General features: G+C 57.8%; 5 protein-coding genes. 1 reads left to right on the top strand and 4 read right to left on the bottom strand.

Annotation, left to right across the window (positions count from 1 at the left end; genetic code table 11):
- Together D6877_RS20525 and cynS are read right to left on the bottom strand one after the other, a co-directional pair.
- Positions 1-392, bottom strand: a 392-nt coding sequence (locus D6877_RS20525) for a carbonic anhydrase (RefSeq protein WP_277751490.1), incomplete at its 3' end; no start/stop codon positions are given.
- Between the two features lie 58 nt (positions 393-450).
- Positions 451-918: a cyanase gene (cynS, locus tag D6877_RS20520; RefSeq protein WP_130911943.1), complete on the bottom strand. Its 468-nt coding sequence runs from the start codon at positions 916-918 to the stop codon at positions 451-453.
- Positions 919-1,040: 122 nt separating this feature from the next.
- Here cynS and cynR point away from each other — a divergent pair, with 122 nt between their 5' ends.
- Positions 1,041-1,922 (top strand): transcriptional regulator CynR, encoded by an 882-nt coding sequence (gene cynR, locus D6877_RS20515; RefSeq protein WP_130911942.1) that lies wholly within the window; start codon positions 1,041-1,043, stop codon positions 1,920-1,922.
- 172 nt (positions 1,923-2,094) lie between these two features.
- On the opposite strand, the gene D6877_RS20510 is transcribed toward cynR, so the two are convergent.
- Together D6877_RS20510 and D6877_RS29650 are read right to left on the bottom strand one after the other, a co-directional pair.
- A complete protein-coding gene (locus D6877_RS20510) occupies positions 2,095-2,424 on the bottom strand; it encodes a hypothetical protein (protein WP_041480831.1) in 330 nt (109 codons plus the stop codon).
- A gap of 353 nt (positions 2,425-2,777) precedes the next feature.
- On the bottom strand, positions 2,778-2,959 hold a 182-nt coding region (locus tag D6877_RS29650), incomplete at its 5' end, for a hypothetical protein (RefSeq protein ID WP_206662993.1).

Raw genomic sequence — 2,959 nt, 5'->3', positions numbered from 1 at the left:
ACCTTCGCCGACTCGGCATGCTGCAGCCAGCCGCTGACGGCGGGCAGGTGATCCATGCATTTGCACTGGGCAATCGCGGTCATTGCGCCGCAATCGGAGTGGCCGCAAATCACGATATCGGTCACTCCCAGCACTGCCACCGCATATTCCACCGTCGCCGAGACCCCGCCTGGATGCGGGCTGTAGGAGGGCACGATATTGCCGGCATTGCGGATCACGAACAGCTCGCCGGGTTCTTGCTGGGTGAGCAGCTCAGGCACTACACGGCTGTCGGAACAGGTGATGAACAGCGTGCCGGGTTGCTGAGTCGTGGCCAGATGTTTGAAAAGTTCGCTGCGTTGCGGGAAGGCTTCGTTCTGGAATTTCAGGAAGCCGTCGATCAGGGCTTTCATGGGCGTGTCCTCTTGGCAGAAATCGGATGGCCCGCACGCAGTGTGCGGGCCGGGCGCATCAGAACGGGCGCAGCGGCAGGAACTTGCCGTCGAGGGTCACCACGGCGCGGGAGCCGCCTTCAGGGTCTTCGATTTTCTTGATGTCCAGTTTGAAGTTGATCGCACTGATGATGCCGTCACCGAACTGCTCGTGAACCAGCGCCTTCAGCGTGGTGCCGTAGATCTGGATCATTTCGTAAAAACGGTAGATGGTCGGATCGGTCGGCACGCCGCTGAGGCTGCCGCGCAAAGGAATGATCTGCAGAGCGGCGACGTCATCGGCGCTCAGATCAAGCTTGTCGCCGACCACTTGAGCAGCATTTTCCGGCAACGGATGCTGGCCGAGCAGGGCGGCGGTGACATAAGCCAGGCTGAGGCCGGTGCCGTCAGAGAGATCCTGCCACGACAGATCTTTTTTCGCCTTGGCGTCGAGAACGCGGGTAGTCAGGGCCAGGCTGTTGTCGTTGTAGGCGTGGGACTGTTGCATGGTGTCACTCCTTTCAGGGGTTGGCTTGCTGTGTGTGGAAGCAATGTTGCGCCGGTCGATTCATAGCGTCCAAGACCGATATACAATGCTTCGCATAAGCCCTGCCTATAGATGGTGTCCTCATGCTGTTGCGACATTTGCGTTATTTGCTCGCCGTTGCCGATCACGGCGGGTTCACCCGGGCGGCCGAAGCGCTGCATGTATCGCAGCCGACGTTGTCGCAGCAGATCCGGCAACTGGAAGAAACCCTCGGCGTCAGCCTGTTCGATCGCACCTCACGCACGGTGAAGCCGACGGATGCAGGCGCGGCTTACATTGAATGCGCACGGCGCGTGCTGGTGGAGCTGGAAGCCGGGCAGCGCGCCTTGCACGACGTGAAGGACTTGTCCCGCGGCACCCTGCGTCTGGCGATGACGCCGACGTTCATGGCGTATCTGGTCGGGCCACTGGTGCGCGACTACGGGGCACGGTTTCCCGGTATTCATCTGGAGATCTTCGAGTTGTCGATGGACGACATCGAGGCCGGGCTGGCGGATGACTCGCTGGATGTCGCGATCGCGTTTACCCCGGTGCGCAATGCCGATATCGAATGCATACCGGCGTTTACCGAGACGCTGGGGATCATGGTCGGGCCTGGGCATCCGCTCTATGACAGCCCTTCGGTATTGACGCCGCCGGAATTGGCTTCACTGCATTTCGCCTTGCTGGCGCCGGGCTTCATTACGCGGTTATTGGTGGATGAGTATTTCCGCGAGCACGGGATTACGCCGCAGGTGCGGATTGAAGTGAATTCGGTGAGTACGTTGCTGGAAGTGGTGCGGCATGCGCCGCTGGCGACCATGCTGCCCGAGGCGATTGCCAGCGAAGACCGCGCATTGCGCCGCTTGCGTGTTGAAGGGGAGGCGCCGCAGCGTGGCGCGGCGTTGTTGCGGCGCAGGAATAATTATCACAGTGCGGCGGCGTTGGCGTTTGTTGATCTTGTTCTGCAAACGCATATGACATGAACAAGACCTGTGGGAGCGGACCTGCTCGCGAATGTGCTGTGTCAGACACTGATGTTTGCGCCTGAAGACTGCATTCGCGAGCAGGCTCGCTCCCACAAAGTTGCAGGGTGAGTTCCGGATGTAAAAAGGCCTGCTTCTTATCGAAGCAGGCCCTTTATTACTGAAGCGTTATTCAATACAACCGATCAATCACCCGAACTTCGTTCTGATTCTGCATCGAATCCCACGCCTGTTTCAGCGTCTGCAGCACACTGCCAATGAAGTCCTTGTCGGCCGCAGCCTTCTTGCCGACATAACCGTGGCCGCGGCGGTACATCTTCAGGCGGGCCAGCAGGTTCTGGTGGTTGCGGTCGAATTCCTCTTCGCCAGCGTGGGGCGACAGGCAGTCGATGTGCACCTGGCCCGACTTGCTGATCCAGAGAATATGGCTGTCGTGGCTGTCTTTCTGCGCCGCGAACATACGAGCCAGTTCTTCGATAGTGGGTTGATTGTTCAGATTCATTGTTATGCCCCTTGACCAGTCTGGTGATCTTTCAAAGTTGATTCGCTAATACAGGTAGCCCATCGGTTAGTTGATCCCTGGCACCGAAACCAGGACGTCAGCGCTCGCCCGTATGAAGTACGGGGTCATGCATCTGTTGCATGTAGTCGTGTTGAATAACTGCTACGCAATAGCGTCACAACGAGGAGAAGCAGCGAAAACCGGGAGGCTCCTTGACGACAATCCAGTGTCGGCCACAAGCGTCTTGAGAATTTTCGCCAGCGCTTCTCGTCCTTGTACTGGACGTTCAGGCCAGGTCAGCTTCTTCAATCTGCCTTGTGGGCAGCGTGTATCCGGAAAAAACAACTCGGCGGTCAGACGAGTTTGCTCAAGCGTGTTACCAGTGCTCCCGATCGGGGAACGTCTTCATCATGCAAAAGCAAAACGATGCCGTCAACGGTTTTGTAGTGATTATTTTCAAGCACTACATATTGTCGGACAAAGCTGTTTTGGAATGAGAAAAGATCCGTTTCAGCAACGTAGAGAAGGGAACCTC

It is taken from the genome of Pseudomonas sp. Sample_9, assembly GCF_004307535.1.
GTDB lineage: Bacteria > Pseudomonadota > Gammaproteobacteria > Pseudomonadales > Pseudomonadaceae > Aquipseudomonas > Aquipseudomonas mercuritolerans.
This window is presented reverse-complemented; position numbering and strand designations above follow the sequence as displayed.

Excerpts from the sequence above, each read along its gene's own strand:
- cynS (WP_130911943.1), bottom strand. The coding sequence starts at position 918 with ATGCAACAGTCCCACGCCTACAACGACAACAGCCTGGCCCTGACTACC.
- cynR (WP_130911942.1), top strand. The coding sequence starts at position 1,041 with ATGCTGTTGCGACATTTGCGTTATTTGCTCGCCGTTGCCGATCACGGC.
- D6877_RS20510 (WP_041480831.1), bottom strand. The coding sequence starts at position 2,424 with ATGAATCTGAACAATCAACCCACTATCGAAGAACTGGCTCGTATGTTC.